The 23,249-nt window shown below is 66.1% G+C and carries 22 protein-coding genes; 8 read left to right on the forward strand and 14 right to left on the reverse strand.

Annotation, left to right across the window (positions count from 1 at the left end):
* From tssG to HOP59_RS07055, 8 genes are all read right to left on the reverse strand, one after another.
* Nucleotides 1-1,020, reverse strand: a complete 1,020-nt coding sequence (gene tssG / locus HOP59_RS07020; protein ID WP_234253323.1) for a type VI secretion system baseplate subunit TssG — start codon at nucleotides 1,018-1,020, stop codon at nucleotides 1-3.
* Nucleotides 984-2,747, reverse strand: a complete 1,764-nt coding sequence (gene tssF, locus HOP59_RS07025) for a type VI secretion system baseplate subunit TssF (protein ID WP_010626154.1) — start codon at nucleotides 2,745-2,747, stop codon at nucleotides 984-986. Before tssF ends, tssG begins: the two co-directional genes overlap by 37 nt.
* Nucleotides 2,748-2,788: 41 nt before the next feature.
* Nucleotides 2,789-3,220, reverse strand: a complete 432-nt coding sequence (gene tssE, locus HOP59_RS07030; RefSeq protein ID WP_234253324.1) for a type VI secretion system baseplate subunit TssE — start codon at nucleotides 3,218-3,220, stop codon at nucleotides 2,789-2,791.
* A gap of 15 nt (nucleotides 3,221-3,235) precedes the next feature.
* The gene (gene tssC / locus HOP59_RS07035) at nucleotides 3,236-4,717 is read right to left on the reverse strand and encodes a type VI secretion system contractile sheath large subunit (RefSeq protein WP_234253325.1); all 1,482 of its coding nucleotides are present in this window, start codon (nucleotides 4,715-4,717) and stop codon (nucleotides 3,236-3,238) included.
* A gap of 84 nt (nucleotides 4,718-4,801) precedes the next feature.
* On the reverse strand, nucleotides 4,802-5,311 hold the full coding sequence (gene tssB, locus HOP59_RS07040) for a type VI secretion system contractile sheath small subunit (RefSeq protein WP_010626151.1): 510 nt from the start codon (nucleotides 5,309-5,311) through the stop codon (nucleotides 4,802-4,804).
* A 512-nt stretch (nucleotides 5,312-5,823) separates the two neighbouring features.
* Nucleotides 5,824-7,746, reverse strand: a complete 1,923-nt coding sequence (gene dxs, locus HOP59_RS07045; RefSeq protein WP_234253326.1) for a 1-deoxy-D-xylulose-5-phosphate synthase — start codon at nucleotides 7,744-7,746, stop codon at nucleotides 5,824-5,826.
* Nucleotides 7,747-7,784: 38 nt separating this feature from the next.
* Nucleotides 7,785-8,669 carry a polyprenyl synthetase family protein gene (locus tag HOP59_RS07050; protein WP_234253327.1) on the reverse strand — a complete coding sequence of 295 codons (885 nt, stop codon included), beginning with the start codon at nucleotides 8,667-8,669 and terminating at the stop codon, nucleotides 7,785-7,787.
* The gene (locus tag HOP59_RS07055) at nucleotides 8,659-8,952 is read right to left on the reverse strand and encodes an exodeoxyribonuclease VII small subunit (RefSeq protein ID WP_234253328.1); all 294 of its coding nucleotides are present in this window, start codon (nucleotides 8,950-8,952) and stop codon (nucleotides 8,659-8,661) included. Before HOP59_RS07055 ends, HOP59_RS07050 begins: the two co-directional genes overlap by 11 nt.
* Before the next feature lie 266 nt (nucleotides 8,953-9,218).
* On the opposite strand from HOP59_RS07055, the gene serA reads away from it, so the two are divergent.
* Nucleotides 9,219-10,469 carry a phosphoglycerate dehydrogenase gene (gene serA / locus HOP59_RS07060; protein ID WP_234253329.1) on the forward strand — a complete coding sequence of 417 codons (1,251 nt, stop codon included), beginning with the start codon at nucleotides 9,219-9,221 and terminating at the stop codon, nucleotides 10,467-10,469.
* A gap of 50 nt (nucleotides 10,470-10,519) precedes the next feature.
* Here serA and HOP59_RS07065 read toward each other — a convergent pair whose 3' ends face one another.
* Nucleotides 10,520-10,882 (reverse strand): hypothetical protein, encoded by a 363-nt coding sequence (locus HOP59_RS07065; RefSeq protein WP_234253330.1) that lies wholly within the window; start codon nucleotides 10,880-10,882, stop codon nucleotides 10,520-10,522.
* A gap of 193 nt (nucleotides 10,883-11,075) precedes the next feature.
* On the opposite strand from HOP59_RS07065, the gene HOP59_RS07070 reads away from it, so the two are divergent.
* A complete protein-coding gene (locus HOP59_RS07070) occupies nucleotides 11,076-11,975 on the forward strand; it encodes a DMT family transporter (RefSeq protein ID WP_010626144.1) in 900 nt (299 codons plus the stop codon).
* 6 nt (nucleotides 11,976-11,981) lie between these two features.
* Here HOP59_RS07070 and HOP59_RS07075 read toward each other — a convergent pair whose 3' ends face one another.
* Complete coding sequence (locus tag HOP59_RS07075) at nucleotides 11,982-13,226, reverse strand: amino acid deaminase (protein ID WP_234253331.1); 1,245 nt, start codon at nucleotides 13,224-13,226, stop codon at nucleotides 11,982-11,984.
* Between the two features lie 112 nt (nucleotides 13,227-13,338).
* Between HOP59_RS07075 and HOP59_RS07080 the strand changes: the two genes are divergently transcribed.
* The 6 genes from HOP59_RS07080 to HOP59_RS07105 all read left to right on the forward strand — a co-directional run bounded on the left by HOP59_RS07080 (nucleotide 13,339) and on the right by HOP59_RS07105 (nucleotide 19,614).
* The gene (locus HOP59_RS07080; RefSeq protein ID WP_234253332.1) at nucleotides 13,339-14,202 is read left to right on the forward strand and encodes a MurR/RpiR family transcriptional regulator; all 864 of its coding nucleotides are present in this window, start codon (nucleotides 13,339-13,341) and stop codon (nucleotides 14,200-14,202) included.
* A gap of 2 nt (nucleotides 14,203-14,204) precedes the next feature.
* Entirely contained in the window at nucleotides 14,205-15,671 is a 1,467-nt protein-coding gene (locus HOP59_RS07085) for an N-acyl-D-amino-acid deacylase family protein (protein WP_234253333.1), read from the forward strand.
* Complete coding sequence (locus HOP59_RS07090; RefSeq protein ID WP_234253334.1) at nucleotides 15,668-16,060, forward strand: RidA family protein; 393 nt, start codon at nucleotides 15,668-15,670, stop codon at nucleotides 16,058-16,060. The genes HOP59_RS07085 and HOP59_RS07090 overlap by 4 nt, the downstream gene beginning before the upstream one ends.
* A 141-nt stretch (nucleotides 16,061-16,201) precedes the next feature.
* A complete protein-coding gene (locus tag HOP59_RS07095; RefSeq protein WP_234253335.1) occupies nucleotides 16,202-17,707 on the forward strand; it encodes a sodium:solute symporter family protein in 1,506 nt (501 codons plus the stop codon).
* A gap of 157 nt (nucleotides 17,708-17,864) precedes the next feature.
* A complete protein-coding gene (locus HOP59_RS07100; protein WP_234253336.1) occupies nucleotides 17,865-18,656 on the forward strand; it encodes an enoyl-CoA hydratase in 792 nt (263 codons plus the stop codon).
* Nucleotides 18,657-18,774: 118 nt separating this feature from the next.
* On the forward strand, nucleotides 18,775-19,614 hold the full coding sequence (locus tag HOP59_RS07105; RefSeq protein WP_234253337.1) for an IclR family transcriptional regulator: 840 nt from the start codon (nucleotides 18,775-18,777) through the stop codon (nucleotides 19,612-19,614).
* A gap of 19 nt (nucleotides 19,615-19,633) precedes the next feature.
* Here the strand turns inward: HOP59_RS07105 and HOP59_RS07110 are convergent, their stop codons facing one another.
* From HOP59_RS07110 to HOP59_RS07125, 4 genes are all read right to left on the reverse strand, one after another.
* Nucleotides 19,634-20,119, reverse strand: a complete 486-nt coding sequence (locus HOP59_RS07110; protein ID WP_051004584.1) for a MarR family winged helix-turn-helix transcriptional regulator — start codon at nucleotides 20,117-20,119, stop codon at nucleotides 19,634-19,636.
* Nucleotides 20,120-20,186: 67 nt separating this feature from the next.
* Entirely contained in the window at nucleotides 20,187-21,482 is a 1,296-nt protein-coding gene (locus HOP59_RS07115) for a TRAP transporter large permease (protein WP_103969941.1), read from the reverse strand.
* A complete protein-coding gene (locus HOP59_RS07120) occupies nucleotides 21,475-22,029 on the reverse strand; it encodes a TRAP transporter small permease (protein ID WP_234253338.1) in 555 nt (184 codons plus the stop codon). The genes HOP59_RS07115 and HOP59_RS07120 overlap by 8 nt, the downstream gene beginning before the upstream one ends.
* Before the next feature lie 28 nt (nucleotides 22,030-22,057).
* Nucleotides 22,058-23,113, reverse strand: coding sequence for a TRAP transporter substrate-binding protein (locus tag HOP59_RS07125; protein WP_010626139.1), 1,056 nt, complete (start codon nucleotides 23,111-23,113; stop codon nucleotides 22,058-22,060).
* Nucleotides 23,114-23,249: the final 136 nt, after the last annotated feature.

Consider the following 23,249-nt stretch of genomic DNA (forward strand, 5'->3'; position numbering starts at 1 on the left):
TTACCCTGTCATCTGAATGCGCACCCGGCGCCGCCCCGCGGCGGCACCGGCTTGGGGATTGACGAAAGTGGTCCAGCCGAGCTGACAGCAGCCATGGTCGCCAAGACGCATGGACTGCACCGCGCTCTCCAGCAGTTCCAGTTCGAGGTCGTAGGCCAGCGGCTCGCGCAGTACGAAGCTGACCAGGGTCTTGAGCGGCGCATGCTCGCGGCCGTCGGGCAGGAAGTCGCGGAAGCGGGCCAGGCTGAGCCCCTGCAGGCACAGGGCGAACTTGCCGCCCACGTCGGCGACCCGCTCGCCGGCCACCATGTCCTCGCCCAGAGTCATGGCGCCGAGGCCGGTACGGCTGCGCTGGTCCTCGGGAATCTCGACCCAGCGGTGCACCCACTGCTCGACGCTCACGTCGTCGAGGTCGAAGCAGTGACCGACCACGCTCTCGACCACCTCGGGCGAGCGCGAGCGCCCCGCCAGCAGGCCGGCATAGGCCAGCATCTTGCCCCAGTTGATCGGCGTCTCGCCGCGCAGCTCCTCGTCGGCCAGCCCCACCAGGGCGAACACCGCGGCGGAGAAGCCGTCGCTGGCACCGTCCTGGTAGCGCACGTAGTGGCGGTACTTGCGCCAGCTGCGATGCACCAGGGTCAGCAGACGGTGGTTGAAGAAGTCGAGGAAGTCGCGGGCGACCCCCTCGTGGTGGGCCGCCTCGTGGGCCAGCGATTCCAGGTAGTAGCCGGGCAGCGGCGACTGGGCCCCCTGCAGGCCGAAGAAGCTGACTTCCAGCGAGTATTCGCCACTCGGACGCGGCTCCAGCGCCACCACGTCGCTGCCGGGGAAGCCAAGCGACGCCGAGGCGCTGAAGCGCACCCGCTCGCGACCGGGATGCACGTCGGCCACGCGCTCGAGATCGTCGTCGTGATGACGATGCAGCAGCTCGACGAGCTGGTAGAAATCGTAGCGCCGGGCTCCCTCGATCAGGGCCAGCGGCGCTAGATCAGGGGTTGTTGGCCCGACTGTAAGGTCCATGCGTAACGTTCCTGGTTGTGACGATTGACGACGTGGAGTTCGTGGAACGAGTTGATGCTGGCGTAGAGCGAGAAGAATCGTGCCAGCACGCTGCCGAACAGATAGAGGCTGCCCTCGTCGCCGAAGGCTTCCTGGTCCAAAGTCATGACCGAGCGCAGGCCGCGTACCGGCAGGCCACGCTTGAGCCGGTCGATGGAGCGGGTCTCGATGTTCAGCACACCGGCCAGACGCTTCTGCGACACCCGCTCGGCCTGGCGGTCGACCAGGGCACGGAAGTCGTAGGCCCGCAGCACCGAGCACAGCGCATCGCGCTCGAGCAGCGACAGGTAGTTGAGCGATAGGTTGGAGATCAGCGTCCACAGCAGGCTGCCGTCCAGGGTCGGGCGCAGCGCCGGGGTGGGCCGGGTGATGTTGCGATAGGCGGCGAACACCGGACTGGTATCGGTGGAAGCGATGATGTCGCCCACCGCCAGGCGCTCGGGCAGGGTACGGTTGCTGCAGGTCAGGCGCAGCGAGATGGTCTCGCGCATGCCGACGCAGGCCTGCTCGTCGCCGCGCACGAAGGCGATGTCGTGGTCGAAGCCGTCGCCGCGCAGGCTGTCGCGTACCCGCACGCGGAAATAGCGCGCCTCGCGGCCGCGGTCACGTTCGATCTGATGCTGGAAGCTCTCGAACGGCACGTACTGACGCGGCTCGCCGCGCATCTTGCCGCTATCGCCCTCCAGCCAACCCTGTACCGCGTCGACGCTGAACACCTCGTAGTGCTCCGCCGCGCGGCTGCTGGGGCGAATGCGGTACTCGCTGCGCTCGCCGTTGAGGTCGATGGGGTCGGCGTCGTGACTGAACAGGTTGATGGCCGGGGCGCAGAACAGCGCCAGATGCTCGTCGCGCACCTTGGCGTCCGCCGGCAGCGTGCGTGAGAAGACGAAGCGCAGCACGATACGCGAGGCCTGGCGCGCCGGCAGCAGCCGACCCAGCCCCACCAGATCGACGAAGTGGAAGGCCTCGGGAAAGCACAGGTACTCCTGCAGGATGCGATAGCCCTGGTGCACGTTGCGCGGATAGGGCAGCAGCGCGTGCTCGCGCTCGAAGCCCACCGGAGAGAGCATGTCGCGAGGCAGTGGAACCACGGCGCCATCGATCTCCAACTCCAGGCGCGACAGATAGTGGCCCAGCCACAGATAGAGCGTGCGTGCGGTATAGCCGCCGCCGCCCAGATGCAGGCGCAGGTTGTCGATGCCCAGCGCATCCAGCGACTGGTCGCCGTCCACGTCGAGAGCCAGTTCGACGATGGAGGACTCACGGGAGTGGCGCGCCTCCACGCCGGCATGCATCAGCGGATAGAGCGCCACGTCGTGGCAGATACGGAAGCGACAGGCGGTGCCGTCGATGGGGCGCGCCGCCAGCGTGGTGCCGGCGGCCACCTCCTGGCGTCCGCTCAAGGCACCCTTGTTGGGCGTGAACTGCATGATCGTCATGCTCGGCACCGGGCGCAGATAGTTGGGCCACAGCATGGAGATCAGCGAGTGGGTCAGCTCGGGGAACTCGTCCTCGACCTTCTCGCGCATGCGTCCGGTGAGAAAGGCGAAGCCTTCCAGCAGGCGCTCGACGTCCGGGTCCGTGCTGCGCTCGGAGAGGAAGCGGCTGAGGCCGGGGTTGGCCTCGGCGAACTCCCGCCCCTGCAGCTTCAGGTAGTCGAGCTCGTCCCGGTAATAACGATTGAGCATGCACGCCTCGCTTCCTGGCTGGGGCTAATCGGCTTGGGTACTCAGTTCAGGCACTGGTAGCGTTTGTCGTTGAGCAGCAGATCGATGGTGGCCTGGCCCTGGTCGCGCCCGAGATCCACCGTGGCGTGCACCTGGAAGCGCAGCTGCAAGGGGTCGCTGCCACGCGGCAGCGACTCCACTTCCACCTGCCGCACACGCGGCTCGAACCGCTCGATGCACTGGCGAATGGCACGCTGGATGTTGCGTTCCAGATCGAGCACGCCGATGGTCGCGTCGTTGAAGTCGAGAAGCCCCAGCTCCGGGGCACATTCGCTGTGCCCCGGGTGGCTGTTGAGCAGATCGACCAGATGGCGCTTGATGGACTCGACGATCTCGGCAAGGCTCGCCTCGGCGCCGCCGGCTTCCGGTCGCTCGGGAGCCGCCAACCGCTCGAACAGCCGGTTGCCGAGCACGCCACCACGGTGAATCGTCATGGCCGCGCCCTCCCCTTACTCCTTGTCCAGACGACCCACCAGCGACAGCTCGAAGTTGGCGCCCATGTACTTGAAGTGCGGACGCACGGACATGGAAACCTGGTACCAGCCCGGATCGCCTTCGACGTCGGAGACCTGGATCGAGGCGGCCCGCAGCGGACGACGGCTGCGCACCTCGGCCGGGGGATTTTCCTGGTCGGCAACGTACTGGCGAATCCACACGTTGAGCTCGCGCTCGAGATCCTGACGCTCCTTCCAGGAGCCGATCTGCTCGCGCTGCAGCACTTTGATGTAGTGAGCCAGGCGGTTGATGATGAACATGTAGGGCAGCTGGGTGCCGAGCTTGTAGTTGGTCTCGGCGGCCTTGCCCTCGGGGGTGTTGGGGAAGACCTTGGGCTTCTGCACCGAGTTGGCCGAGAAGAAGGCGGCGTTGTCGCTGCCCTTGCGCATGGTCAGCGAGATGAAGCCCTCTTCGGCCATCTCGAACTCACGGCGGTCGGTGACCAGCACCTCGGTGGGGATCTTGGCCTGCAACTGGCCCAGCGCCTCGTAGGTGTGCACCGGCAGGTTCTCCACTGCGCCGCCGCTCTGCGGGCCAATGATGTTGGGGCACCAGCGGTACTTGGCGAAGCTGTCGGTGAGGCGCTCGGCGAGCAGGTAGGCTGTATTGCCCCAAAGGTAATCTTCGTGGCTCTCGCTGACCGTCTCGCGGTAGTGGAAAGTCTTGACCGGGTTCTCCACCGGGTCGTAGGGCATGCGCAGCAGGAAGCGCGGCGCGGTCAGGCCCAGGTAGCGGGCGTCCTCGGACTCGCGCAGGCTGCGCCAGCGGGCGTACTTGGGCCCTTCGAAGATCGCCTTGAAGTCCTTGATGTTAGGCAGCTCCTGGAAGCTGTCGATGCCGAAGAAGCTCGGCGCCACCGAGGAGAGAAACGGCGCGTGAGCCATGGCGCCCACTGCGGCGGTGAACTGCAGCAGCTTGATGTCGGGGGTCGAGGGCGAGAAGTCGTAGTTGCCGATGATGGCACCCACCGGCTCGCCGCCGAACTGACCGTACTCGGTCGCGTAGACGTGCTGGTAGAGCCCGCTCTGGCTGAGCTCCGGCGCGAACTCGAAGTCCTCCAGCAGCTCTTCCTTGGTGGCATGCAGCAGGTCGAGCTTGATGTTCTGGCGGAAGTCGGTGCGGTCGACCAGCAGCTTGAGCCCGCGCCAGGCCGATTCGATCTGCTGGAAGCCGCGGTCGTGCAGGATCTCGTCGACCTGACTGCCGATCTTGCGGTCGAGCTCGACGATCATGCGGTCCACCACCGCCTTGTTGACCTGCGGCGCCGCGTCGTCGCTGCGCAGCAGCTCGGCAATGAAGGCGGCCACGCCCTGCTTGGCGATGTCGTAACCGTCCTCGGACGGCGCCAGGCGGGTCTGCGCCATCACCTGATCGAGAAGGGAGCCCTCGGCTTTGGCCTCAGCGGCCTGCCCCTGCGTCTGTGCCATTTCGCTCATTGTACGTGCCTCGAATCTTTTGCCTGGCCGGGAACTTCATGCGCTGTGGGCGCGCTCCCGGAATGCCTCTGTGACGCGGGAGCCTCAGCTCTTGGCGTCGTCGCGAGTGTCCAGCAGCTCGAGTTCGGCGAGCAGCTGCGTGCGCGCTTCGTCGCTCTCCATCAGCTTCTGCAGCTGGTCACGGAACGCAGGGACGTTGCCCAGCGGGCCCTTGAGCGCCACCAGCGCCTCGCGCAGCTCGACCAGCTTGCGCAGCTCGGGCACCTGGCGTGCCACGCTGTCGGGAGTGAAGTCCTCGAGCGACTTGAATTCGAGGTTGACCGGCAGGTCGCCGGCGTCCTCGCCCTCCTCGAGGCGATTGGGCACGCTGGCGGTCAAGCTGAGACCGGCTTCGCGCATTACCGACTTGAAGTTGTTCTTGTCCACCGAGAGCTTTTCCCGCGCCTCGATCGGCGTGGCCTCGGCACCACCCTTGAAGTCGCCTACCACCAGCAGCTTGAGCGGCAGTTCGGTTTCCGCCTGCTGATCGCCGGTAGCCGGCACGTACTTGATGTTGATGCGCTCTTTCGGCGCAACGGTTCCTTCCTTCGCCATTGGAGAAGCTCCCTGATGGACCGCCTTGTTTGGAATCGCAACAGCTGAATCGCTACAGCTGCGTCGACAACGCACCACGCCCTGTCCGCATCAGCCCACTCTCAGTCAGGCAGATGCGGTCAGCATTCAGGTGAGAAGCGTTATCGCCCTTGCTCGTGAGGCGAGAGAGTAATCAGGCTTGCGGCATGTGCCAAACGGCCCGATCGGCCGAGTGACGGTTACAATTGAGACACAGAGTGTCGTTTCGGCTTACACGCAATCCGCCACAACCCCCGCGGCGACGCGGGTCGTTGCTGAACGCAGGCCATTGCTGACAAGCGGATGAGCGAATGAACTACAAAGTTTGTAGGTGATCGCTTACACGAATATAAGAAATATAGGGCAAATTGATACGTCATTCGCTTCACCTCGAAGTACGATGAATGACGCTGGCAGTACGAGAAGAACCAGTACCCCTCAAACGAATCGGCCGGGCATGCGCCCGGCCGATTCCCTTCCCCGCGGCAAAGACCTCAACCCAGACGTGCGCGAATCGCCGCTTCGATACCGGCAGCATCGAGGCCACACTCGGTCAGCAGTTCGGCGGGCTTGCCGTGCTCGACGAAGGTGTCGGGCAGGCCCAGGTTGAGCAGCGCCACCTGCACGCCCTCGGCGGCAAGCAACTCGTTCACGCCGCTGCCGGCGCCGCCGGCTACCGCATTCTCCTCCAGGGTGACCAGCAGCTCGTGGTCGGCGGCGGCGGCCAGAATCGCCTCGCGATCGAGCGGCTTCACCGAGCGCATGTTGAGGTGCGTGGCATCGAGGGATGCGGCCACCTCGGCCGCCGGGCCGTTGAGGCTGCCGAAGGCGAGCAGGGCAACCCGCTTGCCGGGCTCGGCGCCGCTCTCGCGGCGCAGCTCGGCCTTGCCGATCGCCAGCGGCTCGAGGTGCGAGGGTATCGCCACGCCCGGCCCGCTACCGCGGGGGTAGCGTACCGCGGCGGGTCCCGGATGATGGTAGGCGGCGCTGAGCATGGCACGGCACTCGGCCTCGTCGGCCGGCGTCAGGATCACCATGCCGGGTACGCAGCGCAGGTAGGAGAGGTCCATGCTGCCGTGGTGGGTGGGGCCGTCTTCGCCCACCAGACCGGCGCGGTCGATGGCGAAGGTGACGTCGAGCTCCTGCACCGCCACGTCGTGGATCAGCTGATCGTAGCCGCGCTGCAGGAAGGTGGAGTAGATCGCCACCACCGGCTTCGCCCCTTCACAGGCCATGCCGGCGGCCAGCGTCACCGCATGCTGCTCGGCGATGGCCACGTCGTAGTAACGGTCGGGATACTCCTTCGAGAAGCGGATCAGATCGGACCCCTCGCGCATCGCCGGGGTGATGCCGATCAGGCGCTTGTCGACCGCCGCCATGTCGCACAGCCACTCGCCGAAGACATTGCAGTACTTGGGTTTTTTTCTTGCGGGCACCACCGGCGCACTGCTGGGCGCATCGCCATTCTTCTCCAGCTCGTTCTTTTCCAACTTCGTGATGGCGTGATAGCCGATGGGGTCGGCCTCGGCGGGCAGGAAACCACGTCCCTTGCGGGTCTTCACGTGCAGGAACTGCGGGCCGTCCAGGTCACGGATGTTGCGCAGGGTCTGGATCAGGGTGGGCAGGTCGTGGCCGTCGAGGGGGCCGATGTAGTTGAAACCCATCTCCTCGAACAGCGTGGCAGGGCTGACCATGCCCTTCATGTGCTCCTCGGTGCGCCGCGCCAGCTCCAGCGCTCCCGGCAGGTGCGACAGCACCCGCTTGCCCTCTTCGCGGATGGCGAGGTAGGGCTTGCTGGAGAGAATGCCGGCCAGGTAGCTGGCAATGCCGCCGACGTTCTCGGAGATCGACATCTCGTTGTCGTTGAGCACCACCAGCAGGTTGGCATCGAGGTGACCGGCGTGGGCCAGCGCCTCGAAGGCCATGCCGGCGGTCAGCGCACCGTCGCCGATCACCGCACAGACGCGACGCTTGTCGCCGCGGGTGGCAGCGGCCAGGGCCATGCCCAGCGCCGCCGAGATCGAGGTACTGGAGTGGCCTACGCCGAAGGTGTCGTAGGGCGATTCGGCGCGCCGCGGAAACGCCGCCAGGCCGCCGTACTGCCGGATGGTCGGCATGGTCTCGCGCCGGCCGGTGAGGATCTTGTGCGGATAGGCCTGATGGCCGACGTCCCACACCAGGCGGTCGTGGGGCGTCTCCAGGGCATGGTGCAGCGCCACGGTGAGCTCCACCACCCCCAAGCCGGCGCCGAAGTGACCGCCACTGCGGCCCACGCTGTAGAGCAGGTAAGCGCGCAGTTCGTCGGCCACCTGCAGCAGTTGGGCGCTGCTCATGGCGCGCAGAGCCGCCGGGGTGTTCAGCGAATCGAGCAGCGGGGTTACCGGGCGCTCGACAGGTATTACGTCGTAGAGCTTCATTGCGATTCGGTCGTCCTGGCTGTCATGCCGTATGGCGGCTAGTGGTCGCGCTCGATCATGTAGCGGGCCAGTTGGGCCAGCGGGTCGCCCGCCTCGCCCAGCGGCGCCAGCGCCGCCAGCGCTTCGTCGGTCAGCTCTTGGGCCCGGCGACGAGCGCCTTCCAGTCCCAGCAGGGCCGGATAGGTCGGCTTGTCGCGGGCGGCATCGGCACCCGATGCCTTGCCCAGGGTCTGGGTGTCGCCGATGACGTCGAGAACGTCGTCGTGTATCTGAAAGGTCAGACCGAGCGCCTCGGCGTAGCGATCCAGCGCCGCTACACGAGGATCCTGTTCGGGTACGGCCGTCAACGCCCCCATGCGTACCGCGGCGCAGATCAGCGCGCCGGTCTTGTGGGCATGCATGGTGGCGAGTGCCTCGACGTCAGGGTGGCCGCCAACGGCCGCCAGGTCCAATGCCTGCCCTCCCACCATGCCGTCGCGACCGGCGGCGACGGCAAGCGTGAAGATCAGTGCCGGCAGGCGCGGATGCGCAGCACGGGCGAGAACTTCGAAGGCCAGGCTCTGCAGCGCATCGCCGGCGAGTATCGCCGTGGCCTCGTCGAAGGCACGGTGCACCGTGGGCTGCCCCCGGCGCAGGTCGTCGTCGTCCATGGCCGGCAGGTCGTCATGCACCAGCGAGTAGGCATGGATCAGCTCGACGGCAGCGGCAGGCGCATCGAGCGCCTCGTCGCTGGCCCCGAGCGAGCGTCCGGCCAGATAGACCAGCAGTGGGCGCAGGCGCTTGCCGCCCACCAGCAGCGCGTGGCGCATGGCGGCTTCCAGGCGCGGAGCCGGCGGCTGGCGCTGCTCGAAGGCGCGCGCCAGGAAGGCATCGACCCGAGCGCGGTCGACCGCCAGGGTGGCGGAAAGAGAGTCAGTGCTCACTGTCGTCCTCCGCGCTCGGGCCGGCGAAGGGTTCGAAGTCGATGCCGCCGTCGGGACCCTCGACCAGGGTGCGCACGCGCAGCTCGGCCTCGTCGAGACGACGCTGGGCATTGCGGGTCAGGCGTACGCCCTGCTCGAAGGCGGCAAGCGAGCCCTCCAGCGTCAGCTCGCCCGACTCCAGCTGCTCCACCAATTGCTCCAGTCGCTCCACGGCAGTGGCGAAATCGACCTCGGCTTCATCGCCCACCGTCTCGCCCATCGCTTGCTTGTCACGCTCGGCCATGACACCCCTATTGGTCACCGCTGTTTTCAGGAGGCACAGTATACACGCACAGCCCTATACGCACTGCCCCAGGGGTCGTCTGCCCGCGCCGAGTCACGTGCAGCGCGCTCATCTTCGCGACGCAGCATTTTCATCTTGACGCGTATCGGTTGTGTTAACATGAGCGCCCTGTTCCCAGCCTGAACACCGGATGGCACCACGCCGTTTCGGCACCCTCCGGTCTTCCAGCACAGCACGCGGCGTACCACGAAGGGGTTGATTCGACCATGGCCAAAACGTCCCTGGACAAGAGCAAGATCAAGATCCTGCTGCTCGAGGGCGTCCACCAGAGCGCGGTGGACAATTTTCTGAATGCCGGTTACACAAACATCGAGCATCTGCCCACCTCGCTCGACGAGGCGGCGCTGGTAGAGAAAGTGCGCGACGCGCATTTCCTCGGCATTCGCTCACGCACTCAGCTCACCGAGCGCGTGTTCGCCGCCGCTGAGAAGCTCAATGCCGTGGGCTGCTTCTGCATCGGCACCAATCAGGTCGACCTGAATGCCGCCCTGATACGTGGCATCCCGGTATTCAACGCTCCCTACTCCAACACCCGCTCGGTGGCGGAGCTGGTGCTGGCCGAGGCGATCATGCTGCTGCGCGGCATCCCCGAGAGAAACCTCCGCGCCCACCAGGGCGGCTGGTTGAAGAGCGCCAAGAACTCCCACGAGGCCCGCGGCAAGACCCTGGGCATCGTCGGCTACGGCAATATCGGCGCCCAGCTCTCGGTGCTGGCCGAGTCGCTCGGCTTAAACGTCATCTTCTACGACGTGGTGACCAAGCTCGGCATGGGTAATGCCAGCCAGGTGGCCAGCCTTGAGGAGCTGCTGGCGCGTGCCGACGTGGTCAGTCTGCACGTACCCGAGCTGCCCTCCACCAAGTGGATGATCGGTAAGGAACAGCTGGCGCTGATGAAACCCAGCGGCATCTTGATCAACGCCTCCCGCGGCAGCGTGGTGGTGATCGAGGACCTGGCCGAGGCGCTCCAGGCCGGCCGCCTCTATGGCGCCGCCATCGACGTCTTCCCGGTGGAGCCCAAGGGCAACGACGAGGAGTTCGTCAGCCCGCTGCGCGGCATCCCCAACGTGATCCTCACGCCCCACGTCGGCGGCTCGACGCTGGAAGCCCAGGAGAACATTGGCATCGAGGTTTCCGAGAAACTGATCACCTACTCCGACAACGGCACCACCGTCACCTCGGTGAACTTCCCCGAGGTGGCACTGCCGGCCCACCCGGACAAGCATCGCGTGCTGCACATCCACGACAACGTGCCGGGCGTGCTCTCCGAGATCAACCGGGTGCTCTCCGAGAGCGGCATCAACATCTCCGGGCAGTACCTGCAGACCAACGACAAGGTCGGCTACGTGGTCATCGACGTGGACAAGGCCTACGGCGAGCAGGCGCTCGAGGCATTGCGCAAGGTCAATCACACCCTGCGCGTACGGGTGCTCTACTCCGAGACCAACTTCGAGGAGTGAGCAAGCGGCTCACCGCAATCAGACCGCCGCGCCTAGCGCGGCGGTCTGCGTCAAAGGCTCTGAATGTCGATGACGTAGCCGATGATCGGGTAGCCGGCCTGCTTTGCCGCCTTCTCGGCTTCCAACTGGGCTTCGAGCTTGGAAATGCTGGTGGAACGGTGCTCGAAGACGGTATCGGCTTCCAGCTTGCGTGTTCTCACTGCAAGCCGGACCAGGTGGCCGGTCTTGTAGGACTGGGCAGACATCCCGGCCGCCCCGGCACTCTTCTGCTTGCCCTTCTTGGCACGACTCTTTTGCTCGTCCTTCTTGTCGCCCAGCAGGTCGCGCACCGGCGACGGCTCGTGGCCGGGCTTCATGAAGGCATCGATCTCGCGCTTGATGCTCCGCTCGAACTCGCTCAGTTCGTCGCTCATTCATCCTCCAATGACAGATGTTCGCGCCCCGTTTGGAACATATCAGAACCTCGCCGCTAGAATGCCTAACCCAGGTTATGCGAGGTCGAACACTTGGTTAGATGCGCAGCCCTTGTGGTTAGACGCGCAGCCCCTTGCTGTGCTAATCATTTCTTTTCAAAACGTATATTGCCGCCTTCACAAGGAAAAGTGCATGCCGACTAGCGCCGCCTACCTGATCGTAGTGCTGGTGTGGGCCACCACGCCACTGGCCATCAAGTGGAGCGCCGAGGCGGGGGCGCCCGTAGGCAGCGTGCTGTTGCGCATGGCGATCGCCTTCCTGGCGGGGTTGCTGGTGCTGGTGGTCCTGCGCAGCGGACTACGCAGGGACCGGCGCGCCATGACAAGCTACGCGGCAGCGGTTCCCGGAGTATTCGGGGCCATGGCCCTGAGCTATCACGCCTCGATGACGCTACCCTCCGGCATGATGTCGGTGATTTTTGGCATGGCGCCGCTGATCTCGGGGCTGATCCTGCAGCTACTGCCCGGTGCCGTGAAGCTGCGTCGCTGGCACTGGTTCGGCTGCACCCTCGGCCTGGCGGGGCTGGGCGTGGTTTTCGCCGACAGCCTGGTGTTGGGCAGCGACCAGCTGCCGGCCCTGCTGATGATGGTCCTTGCCGTGACCCTGTTCTGCGGCAGCGGCATCGCCGTGCAGCGGGTAGCGGCCGGGCTCGGCCCACTGGAGCAAACCCTGGGCGCCCTGGCCCTGAGCCTGCCGTGTTTCTTCATCCTGTGGCTGGTCAGCGGCGAGCCCATGGCGATACCGCTCAGCACACGCGGCCTGTGGTCTGTGCTCTATCTGGCGCTGTTCGGCTCGCTGCTGGGCTTCCTCTGCTACTTTCTGATCCTGTCGCGGCTCTCGGCCGCCAGCGTGGCGCTCGTCACCTTGATCACCCCGGTACTGGCTCTGGGCCTGGGCATGACGCTCAATCAGGAGCAGCCATCGTCCTCCATGCTGGCGGGAGCGGTGCTGATCCTGGTGGCGCTCGGCGCCTACCTGTTCGGCGACAGGTTGGCCCGGCTGAAGGCCGAGCGTGAGGCCACGCCCACCTGAGCGCGGCTAGAAGCAGGTCTGCATCACCTCGACCACTTCCAGCCGCTCATCAACGCGGCAAACCCGCCGCCACTTGTCGAAGGTGAGACAGGGATGTGACGCGCCGAAGGCGACGATGTCGCCCACCCGCACCCTGCCATTGCCCACTTCGGGCTCATCTTCGTCGTGAGGCAGCTGCACGAAGGCGTGCTGATCCATCAGCTTGGTCACGCGCCACCCCGCCACCGACAGCGTGCGCCCCGGTCGCTCGTCGCCTTCACGATAGCGGCGCAACGGTTCGGGCAACTGGTCGTGACCGATATCGCGCTTGCCCATGCCGACGATGGCCAGCCCCGGCTCCGGCAGCGACAGCACCTGGGCGAACACTTCGAGCGCTGGCTTGAGCCCGCGCTCGAGCTCCGGCCGGCGTCCGAGGATGTCATGCTGGGCCTGACGATAGATGCCGTGGTCGTGCACCACGTAGCAGCCGGGGCGCAGCACCGGCACGAACTGCTTGCCCAGATGCGCCTCACGGAATACCTCGGCGATCATGTCATACCAGGCCGAGCCGGACGCGGTGATCAGCGGCCGGGGGCTCTCGATCAGGGCGTCCTTGTCCAGCGCCTGGGCCGCTTCCACCAGTTGCCAGGCATAGGCGCGCACGGCACGCTCGGGGTCGTTGCCGTGCACCACCCCCTCGTAGCCTTCGAGCCCGCAGAGCACCAGCGCCTGCTCGCTGTCGATGCGCTCGGCGAGCGCCATCACCTCGTCGGTATCGCGGCAGCCGCAGCGCCCCCCCGGCACGCCCAACTCGATCAACACCTGGAGGCGCAGGCCGCGGGCGGTGAAGTAGCGCGCCAGTTGGTCGGCGTTCGCGACGCTGTCGACCACACAGTAGAAGTCGGCTCCCGCCTCGATGAGCTCGGCGACGATAGCCATGTTGGCTTCGCCGACGAGCTGGTTGGCCATCAGCAGACGGTTGACGCCGTGATGGAAGGCTGCCCGACACTGCGGCGCAGTAGCCAGGGTGATGCCCCAGGCTCCGGCGGCAAGCTGACGCTGGAACAGCTCGGGGCACATGGTGGTCTTGCCGTGCGGGGCCAGCCGCGCGCCGTGGTCTTCGCAAAAACGCTGCATCCAGGCCAGGTTGTGGGCCAGCGCCGGCTCGTGGACCACCGCCGCGGGCAGGCTGACGCCCGACAGCAGGCTGGTCCCGACTTCCGGCATGCCCTTGTGCTGGGTCTCACCTACCACTGCTTCCTTTCTGTTCATCTTCCCCCCTTCAGATGACTCAAACCTCAATGTTCCAAACTTTCACCAATAATTGACTTTGAGTTATAAACTAACATAACTTGAATGCAAGACAAACCGAGAGGAGCTCGCGGTGAGCCAGAACACGGACATACTGTCTCAGATTACCGCTCATTTCGGCTCGCTTCGCGAGGCGGAAAAAAAAGTGGCCGAGCTGATACACGACGATATCGACTTCGTCACCGAAGCCAGTATCGGCGGGATCGCCGCACGCGCTGGTGTCAGCGAAGCCAGTGTGACCCGCTTCGCACGCGCCGTGGGCTGCCACAACGTGCGAGACCTCAAGGCCCGGCTGAATCGAGCCCTTGCCGCCGGACGGCGCTTCATCCAGGACGCCAGCGAAGAGGACGGCTTCTCCGCAGTATATGAAATAGCCACCCAGACCCTGGCACTCAATCGAGACCTGATGGCACAAGCGGACATCGCCGGCGCCGTGGAACGCATCGACCAGGGGCGCCAGGTCCTGGTCTTCGGTGCCGGTGGCGGCTCCAGTATGCTGGCCGAGGAGATGCAGTTTCGCCTGGTCCGGCTGGGCTATGCCGTCAGCGCCTATACCCAGTCGCTGTTGCCGCGAATGGCGGCCTCGACCCTGGAACCCGAGGATGTGGTAGTAGTGCTCTCGGTCAGCGGGTTCACCCCGGAAATGGTTGAGGCCGCACGCATCGCCCGCCAGTACGGCGCTCAGGTGGTGGCGATCACCGCCAGTGGCTCGCCCCTGGCCGAGGCGTCCGACGTGGTGCTGCCTATCGCCTCCCGTGAAACCGACTTCATCTATCACCCCTCCGCCTCGCGCTACGCCATGCTCGCCGCCATCGACGTGCTGGCCTTGGAGCTGGCCATGCGCCACCGCGAGCGCGCCCGCACCAAGCTGCGGCGGCTCAAGATCACCTTGGATGCCCACCGCGGCGGACACGACCGCCAGCCGCTGGGAGACTGATCATGCGCTTCGACACGCTGATTCTCGACGTCCAGGTCATCGACGGTACCGGCGCGCCGAGCTATCGGGCCGATATCGGCATCGTCGGGGAGCGAATCGCCGCCATTGGCGATCTGGCCGGCGCGTCGGCACGCATGCGCATTGAAGGCAAAGGCCGCTGCCTGGCGCCGGGCTTCATCGACGTGCATACCCACGACGACACCAACGTCATCCGCACGCCCGAGATGCTGCCCAAGCTCTCTCAGGGCGTCACCACCGTAATCGTCGGCAACTGCGGCATCAGCGCAAGCCCAGTGACCCTCGCGGGCGATGTGCCGGATCCCATGAACCTGCTGGGAAATGCCGAGGATTTTCGCTACCCCACTTTTGCTGCCTATGCCGCGGCCGTGGACGCTGCCAGGCCCAGCGTCAACGTCGCCGCCCTCATCGGCCACACCAGCCTGCGCAGCCAGGTGATGGCGGACTTCTCCCGTCCGGCCAGCGAGGCGGAGATCGCCGCAATGCGCGAGCGGCTTGAGCGCGGCCTGGGAGAGGGAGCGCTGGGCCTGAGCTCCGGACTCGCCTATCGCAACGCCTTCCACGCTCCCTCGGCCGAGATGGAAGCCCTGGTCTCCGCAGTGGGCGCTGCCGGAGGCATCTACACCACGCATCTGCGCGATGAATTCGCCGGTCTGCTCGAGGCCATGGACGAAGCCTTCGCCACCGCCCGCCATGGCCGGGTACCGCTGGTGATTTCGCATCTCAAGTGCGCCGGCGCCGGGAACTGGGGCAACGCGCCGCGCGCCCTGGCGCGCCTGGAAGCGGCCGCCCGCCACCAACGCGCCCACTGCGACTGCTACCCCTATACCGCCGGCTCCTCGACGCTGGATCTCGGACAGGTCACCGACGAGATCGAGATCGTCATCACCTGGTCGGAGCCGCATCCGGAGCAGGCCAGGCGCACGCTCCAGGCCATTGCGACCGATTGGGGCGTCTCGCTGCACGAAGCGGCCACACGCCTGCAGCCGGCCGGGGCCGTGTATCACAACATGCACGAGGACGACATGCGTCGAGTGCTGGTGCATCCGCTGTCGATGGTCGGCTCCGACGGCCTGCCCAACGACCCGCACCCGCATCCGCGCCTGTGGGGTGCCTTCCCGCGCGTGCTGGCCCGCTACAGCCGCGACCTGGGGCTGATGCCGCTGACCGAGGCGGTGCGCAAGATGACCGGCCTGTCGGCCGCCAACTTCGGCCTCGAAGGGCGCGGCGTGATCCGCCGGGGCGCCTACGCCGACCTGACCCTGTTCGATCTCGACAGCCTCGAGGACGTCGCCGATTTCGCCCGGCCCATCGCTCCAGCCCGCGGCATCGCATTGGTGATGGTCAATGGCGTGATCGGCTATCGCAACGGCGAGACCAGCAGCGACCGGGCCGGCCGCATGCTGCGGCGCACGCAACGACTCACTCATCATCAGGAGGAACGACCATGAGCATTACCCGCTACGGCACCGAGGGCGGTGTCGGCACCGGCGGCCAGAAGCTGCCTTTTGCCCGCGCCGTGGAGGCCGGCGGCTGGCTGTACGTCTCGGGCCAGACGCCGATGACCGACGGTGAAGTGGTCGAGGGTGGCATCGTCGAGCAGACCCGGCTCGCCTTCGACAACTGCCTGGCGATCATGCAGGAGGCCGGTTACGCCAAGGAGGACGTGGTGCACGTCACCGCCGTGCTCACCGATGCCCGCTACTTCCCGTCGTTCAACAAGGTGTTTCGTGAGGTGTTCGGCGATCATCCACCGGCGAGGATCTGCAGCGTCCAGGACCTGGTCGTGGACTGCAAGGTGGAGGTCGACGTGAAGTGCTTCCGGGCCGACCGGGCCTGAAGCGAGACGTGCCGCGCCCCCGGCAAGGGGCACGGCACTGGGGACGCGCGGGCCAAGGCTTGGAAATACCAGCCCGCACGTCGAAGCATTGCCTGCCACCGGTCGCGGCAACGACCGGACAAACAACGATAAGAGGTTACCATGAACAGTCAGATATTCCTCGGCGCCTTCGTGGCGTACGTGCTGGTGATGATCGGCTTCGGCTGGTGGATCTCGCGCCATAAACGCGGTACCGGTGACGACTTCCTGCTCGGCGGACGCAGCGTGCCGATCTTTCTCACCATCGGCACCACCGTGGCGACCATGGTCGGCACCGGCTCGAGCATGGGCGCGGTGGGCTTCGGCTACGCCAACGGCTGGGCCGGCGCGCTCTACGGCATCGGCGGTGCCACCGGCATCCTGCTGCTGGCGGTCTGTTTCGCCCCGGTGCGCAAGCTGCGCTTCATGACCATGAGCGAGGAGCTCTCCTACTATGTCGGCGCCAATCGCCTGGTGCGCAACCTGGTCGCGCTGCTGATCTACGTCGCCTGTATCGGCTGGCTGGGTGCGCATATCCTGGGCGGCGGGCTCTACCTGTCGTGGATGGCGGGCATCGACCTCGACACCGCCCGGGTGCTGGTGGCCTTGGGCTTTGGCATCTATTGCGTGATCGGCGGCTACACTGCGGTGATCTGGACCGATACCGTGCAGGCCGTGGTGCTGTTTGCCGGTTTCATGCTGATGGCGATCCTCGCTCTCGTCCAGGTGGGCGGCTTCGGCGGACTCGGCGCCGGCATGGACGTCGCCGCGACCAGCTTCCTCGGCATCGACAAGATCGGCGCCCTGCCGGCGCTGTCGCTGGCCGCGGTGATTGCGGTCGGTGTGCTCGCCACCCCCTCGTTTCGCCAGCGTATCTACTCGGGCGAGTCGGTCTCCTCGGTGCGGCGCTCCTTCGTGATCACCGGCGTGCTCTACCTCGGCTTCTCGATCATCCCGGCGATCCTCGGCATGGCCACCCACGCACTGAACCCCGGGCTGGAGAACAGCAACTTCGCCTTCCCGTTCCTCGCCACCGAACTGCTGCCACTGGGGCTCGGTCTGCTGCTACTGGTCGCCGGCCTCTCCGCCACCATGTCAAGCGCCAGCTCGGACGCCATTGCCGGGGTCTCGACCCTGATGCGTGATATCTACGTACTGTTCACCGGGCGCACCCCGGCGGCACGTAACGTGGTGCGCTTTTCGCGCTTGGCCCTGGTCGGCACCATCGGCCTGGCGCTGGCCTTCGCCCTCACCTCGGATAATCTGATCACCTACATCACGCGCATGATCGCAACGATCATGGCCGGCATGTTCGTGTGCGGCATGCTGGGGCGCTTCTGGCCACGTTATAACTGGCAGGGCGCCGTCGCTACCTTGGCCAGTGCCTCCACCACCTCGCTGATCATCATCGCCAACGACTCATGGAACGCCTATTGGGGCAACCCCAGCATTCCAGCCGTGCTGGCGGCGCTGACAGTAGGTGTGGTGGTCAGCCTGCTCACCCCGGCCACTCGCATCTCGCGGGAGGAAGCTCTGGCCATTCTCGATCGCGAACGCGAGCGTATGGAGAAGGCCCCCGACATGGCCCTGACTCAGGCCGCCGCATCCGGTACGGCAGCTCCCCAGTAACGACGCAGGTTGGGTCAGGGTTCCCCGGACGGCGCCGACTTTCGGCGCCGTCTCTCCATTGGGCTGCCGCTCGATCCTCGTCTTTGGTCGCAGAGGTATCGAAATGTGCACGTGTCAGGCTAGTCTGGTGCAGGGCACGTTGCTACAGGATACGACAATGACTACTACCGTCGACGAGCGCCCGGTAATTCGTCGCGACCACCGCGGTGTCGCCACCCTGACGCTGAACCGTCCGCACCAGTTCAATGCGCTGTCCGAGGCTCTGCTCAAGGCCCTGGGCGGCGAGCTTTCCCGCCTGGCCAATGATGACTCGGTGCGCTGCGTGGTCATCGCCGCCGAGGGGCGCGCCTTCTGCGCCGGGCACGACCTCAAGGAGATGCGCGCCACCCCCGACAAGGCTTATTACCAGGCGCTGTTCGCCCAGTGCGGCGAGGTGATGCAGCGCATCGTCGAGCTGCCGGTACCGGTGATCGCCCGGGTACAGGGCCTGGCCACCGCCGCCGGCTGCCAGCTGGTGGCCAGCTGCGATCTGGCGGTGGCGGCCAGATCGGCCCGCTTCGCGGTGTCGGGCATCAACGTCGGGCTGTTCTGCTCGACTCCCGCGGTGGCGCTCTCGCGCAACATCGGTCGCAAGCGCGCCATGGAGATGCTGTTCACCGGCGAGTTCATCGATGCCGAGCAGGCGCTCGACTGGGGGCTGATCAATCGCGTGGCCGACGACGAGGCGCTGGACGAGGTGCTCGACCAGCTCACCGCCAGTCTGTGCGCCAAGAGCGCCGTGGCTCTGCGCACCGGCAAGGCGCTGTTCCAGCGACAGCTGCAGATGCCGCTACACGAAGCCTACGCCCTGGCCGGCGAGACCATGGCCTGCAACATGATGGCCGAGGACGTGGCCGAGGGTATCGATGCCTTTATCGAGAAGCGCTCGCCCCAATGGCGCCATCGCTGAAGCGACCCGCCCTGCGCAAGAAGAGTGGAAGCCATTTCCGCAATCGAGACAAGCTAGCACCGAGCGGGTATCCTGTTGCAGGCCTTGCGGCCCAGATCAACGCAGAGGATATACGCAGGTGAGTGAAGTCAAACGCAGAACGGCGGGGCGCCCGCCCGGCCCTGGCAAGAGCGCCAGCGGTCATAGTCAGTCGCTGGTGCGCGGCCTCAATCTGCTCGAGCGCCTGGCGGCCACGCCGGGCGGCCTGGCGCTCTCGGAGCTGGCGGAGATGGTCGACCTGGCCCCCTCCACCACGCACCGCCTGCTGCAGGCACTGCAGGGGCAGGGCTTCATCACCCAGGACGCCTCGCTCGGCGTGTGGAAGGTCGACGTCAAGACCTTCCGCATCGGCAACAGCTTTCTCGAAGCGCGCGACTTCGTCGCCGCCAGCCGGCCTTTCCTGCGTCGGCTGACCGCCGAGACCGGCGAAACCGCCAACCTGGGCATCCGCGACGGCGCCACGGCAGTGTTCCTGGCCCAGAGCGAGTCGCCGCAGATGATGCGCATGATCACCCGGCTCGGCTCCCGCGCGCCGCTGCACGCTTCGGGGGTCGGCAAGGCGCTGATGGCCTGGCTGCCTGACGACGAGTTCGAGCGGGTGCTGGCCGAACGTGGCCTGACGCGAGTCACCGAGAATACTCTGCATACCCCGGAGTCGCTGCGCGCCAACCTGGCCGAAGTACGTCGTCAAGGCTTTGCCTGCGACCGTGAGGAGCATGCCATCGGCCTGCACTGCGTGGCCGCGTGCCTGCACGATGAGCACGGCACGCCGCTGGCGGCGATCTCGGTATCGGGCCCGGTGGCTCGCATTCCCGAGTCGCGGCTGCTGGAGCTGGGTGAGCTGGTGCGCGAAACCGCCGCCGAAATCACCGCCCGCCTGGGCGGGCGCGTGCCCACCGAAGCTGCGGTGAAAGCGTGAAACCGGCCCGCCCAGCGGGCTAGCCCTTGTCGCCGATCCGCTCCAGCTGCCGCTCGAGCTTGCGCATCACGTTGAGCAGGTCGCGATACTCACCGGCGGTGAGGGTCGCGACCAGCTCCGCCTCCCAGGCCTGGGCCTCGGGGATCAGCTTGGTCAAAAGCTTCCGCCCGGCAGCGGTAAGGTGCAGGTCCTGCTGACGTTGATCCTCGGGCGCCGGCGTGCGGCTGATCAACCCGCGCTCCTCCAGCCCTTGAATCGCCCGCGACACGCGGGCCTTGTCCATATAGGTGTATGCGCAGATCTTCTTTGCCGTCAGCTCGTCGCAGTGGCTGAGCCAGGCCAGTATCCGCCACTGGGCGATATTGAGCTGGTAGCGCTCCTCGTAGAGTTCGGCCAGCGCCTGACTGATGCGATCGGCCAGGCTGTTGAGCCGGTAGGGCAGGAACTGGTTGAGATCCAACTCTTGCTTGGTCGGCGGCCCGGCCAGGTCCTCGTCGCCCTCCATGGCGAGACCGGCCTGGCGTTCTTCTTCTGTATTCATCTCGAGACTCCTCACCCGCACTTGGCAGCGATCAATAGAGCAGTTGCGGCAGGAACAGCACGATACCCGGGAACACCAGCACCAGCAACGCACGCGCCATGCCGGCCACCCAGAACGGCGTCACGCCGCGGAAGATCGTGCCCGTGGAAACATCCGGCAGCACCGCCCGCAGCACGAACACGTTCATTCCCACCGGTGGCGTGATCAGGCTGATCTCGATCACGATCACCACCAGAATGCCGAACCACACCAGGTCGAAGCCGAGCCCCGCCACCACCGGGAAGAACACCGGCACGGTGAGCAGCAGCATCGACATGCTCTCGAACACGCAGCCGAGCAGCACGTAGATGGCGAGTATCACCAGAATGACCATGAACGGAGCGATGTTGAGCCCGTTGACGAAGGCCAGCAGGTCATTGGGCAGCCCGGCACGGTTGATGAAGTTGGCAAAGATCAGCGCGGTGAGCACCACGGCAAACAGCATGGCGGTGGTGCGCACGGTGTCCATCAGCACGTTCATCAGCACCTGAGGGGTGAGCGCCCGGCGCAGCAGGGCGATGATGAAGGCGCCCATGGCGCCGATGCCCGCCGCTTCGGTGGGGGTGAACACGCCGAGGTAGATGCCGCCGATCACCAGCACGAACAGGGCCAGGGTGCTGCCAACGCTCTTGAGCGCCTGGAAGCGCTCGGGCCACGGTACCTTCTCGCCGGCGGGACCGGCGTCCGGGTCGCGCCACAGCACCCATTTCACCGCGACCAGGTAGAGGATGATGCCCAGTATGCCGGGAATGAAGCCGGCGGCGAACAGTTCGCGGATGCTGGTTTCGGTGAGGATGCCGTAGATCACCAGCATCACGCTGGGGGGAATCAGGATGCCCAGGGTGCCGCCGGCGGCGATGGAGGCCGAGGCGAGGGTGTCCTTGTAGCCGTACTTGCGCATCTGCGGCATGGCGACTCGGCCCATGGTGGCGGCGGTGGCCAGGCTCGAGCCGCAGATGGCGCTGAAGCCGCCGCAGGCGACAATGGTGGCCATGGCCTGACCGCCCTTGCGGTGGCCGAGGAAGCCATTGGAGGCGCGAAACAGCGCATCGGACAGGCCGGCATGGGAGACCAGGTTACCCATCAGGATGAACAGCGGTATCACCGACAGACCGTAGTCCATGGCGGTGTCCACCACCCGCCGCGCGGCCATGGCTTCGGCGGCGTTCCAGTTGCCGGTGAGGAAGTAGAAGCCGGCGAAGCCGACGATGCCCATGGCAAACGCCAGGGGGACCCGCAGAAAAGCCAGCAGCAGCAGGGCGGCGAACCCATACAGCGCTTCAGTCATGATCGCCTCCCTTGCCTTTCTCGGGGCTGAGCGGGCCGCCGCGTTCGAGCACGCCCATGCCTTCCAGCAGGTAGCCGATGGCGCGCAGCAGCGTCAGCACGGCCGAGACGGCCAGCATGATCGAGATGAGATAGATGAGATAGCCGTTGGGGATGCGCAGAAACTCAGTGACGTCGCCCCACTCCATGGCGCGCTCGGCCAGCGCCCAGATGCGCCGCGCCATGATCCACAGTGCCCCGGTGACGATCAGGTTGACCAGCACCTGGCGGATCCAGATCAGGCGCGCGGGAAACACGCTGTCGAGCAGATCGACGCTGACGTGCTCCTCGCGCCAGCACACCACCGGCAGCGACAGGAACACCAGCGCGGCCAGCATCAGCTGGGTCAGCTCGACGGTACCGAGAATCGGCGAGTTGAAGAAGTAGCGTCCGGTCACGTCCGCCGTGGTCAGCAGCATCATGGCGAAGAGGGTGGCACCGGCCACCCCCTCCAGCGTCAGCTGCATGACACGGCCGACTCGCAACCAGAGCGTGGACGAGGTCGGCATGGTCAAGCCTCCAGAAACGTACAGCGGATTACTGGCGCACGACGCGCTCGGCGATACCTTCGCTCTCGGCAGCCAGGGCCAACTGCTCGCGGAAGTGTGTCAGGGCAGCCTCGGCATCGACCCCGCGATCCGCCACGGCGTTGGACCACTCGGCGATCAGTTCCTCGGTCACACCGCGCAACCGCTCGATATCCGCTTCGGGCGCTTGGGTGAAGGTGGCGCCACGCTCCTGGCCGAACTCGACGCCGCTCTCGTCGGAAACATCCATCATGTAGCCGAACAGCCGCGACAGGTGCTCACCGGAGACGGCCTCGATCGCCTCGCGATCTTCGGGCGAGACCTGATCCCAGAACATCGGGTTCATGACGATAGCGAAGCTACCGCGATAGAAGCCGCCATCCACAGTCAGGGTGTGCGGTGCCACTTCGGCCACACGGAAGCTGCGCAGGCTTTCCAGGGTCAGCATGGCGCCGTCGACTACCCCTTGGGAGGCGGCTTCGTAGACGCCGGTAGGCGGCAGCGCCACGCCGGTCACGCGCATGGCGTCGGCCAGCCCACTCATCACACCGCCGCCGACCCGCAGGCGCTTGCCCGCCAGCTCGTCGATGGAGCCGATCTGGTCGCGGGTGAAGATCTGGCCCGGCCCGTGCACGCCCATGGCCAGCACGTCGACGCCGCGATGCTCGTTGGCCTGGGCCAGATATTCCTGATGCGTGTGCCAGTAGGCCGCGGCGGCATCCTCGGAGGAGAACTCCTCGAAGGTGGGAAACTCCGGCAGCTGGGTGGCCAGGAAGCGGCCGGCCATGTGGGCGTGGAAGATCCAGCTGGCATCGGCAATGCCATCGGCGACGATCTCCATCTGCGCCGCCGGCGGACCCATGTCGTGCACCACTTCGACGGTCACGCGGCCCTCGGTGGCCTCCTCGATCCACGCCTTCCAGGTCGGCCAGACGATGGTGTTGACGCCGTGATTGGGGCCGCCCCAGGTACTGACGGTGATGGCGGTCTGGGCCAGCGCTGGCGTGCCGAGGCCAAACCCGAGCGCCGCTACGGCGCCGATCATGAGGCGGTTGGTGGTTTTCATTGTGAGCTCCTGGATCGTCACGGGTGGCGTACTCGCGCCACGTGGTGGCTTTGCATTGTTGTAATGGCTGCGTCGCTGTCTTCGGCTGCGCTCGCCGGTGACGACGCGGCCTATGTTTTTCAGCCTCACCTTGCCG

The sequence above is a fragment of the Billgrantia aerodenitrificans genome (assembly GCF_021404405.1).
GTDB lineage: Bacteria > Pseudomonadota > Gammaproteobacteria > Pseudomonadales > Halomonadaceae > Halomonas > Halomonas aerodenitrificans.